We start from the raw sequence: 343 nt of genomic DNA, 5'->3' as shown, positions 1-343 counted from the left end.
GCACCGTCGACGCCCAGCGACACCGCGCCGCCGAGCGCGGCGAGGGCGTCGGCTGGCGCGACACCGGAGCCGAGCCGGCAGTTCGACTGCGGGCAGTGCGCCATGCCGGTGCCGGTGTCGGCGAGAATCTTCACCTCGTCATCGTCGAGATGTACCATATGCGCGTACCAAATATCGGGGCCGAGCCAATCGTGGTCGGCAAGCCAGTGCACCGGGCGTTTGCCATGCACCGACATGCAGAAGTCGACATAGTCCGACGTCTCCGACAGATGGCTGTGCAGCCGCAACTTCATGCGCCGCGCGGCTGCAACCGCTTCGCGAAGCTCACCCGGCTCCAGTGACC

General features: G+C 67.1%; 1 protein-coding gene. It reads right to left on the bottom strand.

Annotated features, from left to right (window positions below):
• Nucleotides 1–343 (bottom strand): amidohydrolase family protein (locus tag CP49_RS47300; protein ID WP_245310690.1); only part of this gene is annotated, 343 nt, incomplete at both ends.

Origin of the sequence: Bradyrhizobium valentinum (assembly GCF_001440405.1) — a bacterium.
GTDB lineage: Bacteria > Pseudomonadota > Alphaproteobacteria > Rhizobiales > Xanthobacteraceae > Bradyrhizobium > Bradyrhizobium valentinum.
Note: the sequence above shows the minus strand (reverse complement) of the source record. Positions and strands in the feature narration are given on the sequence as shown.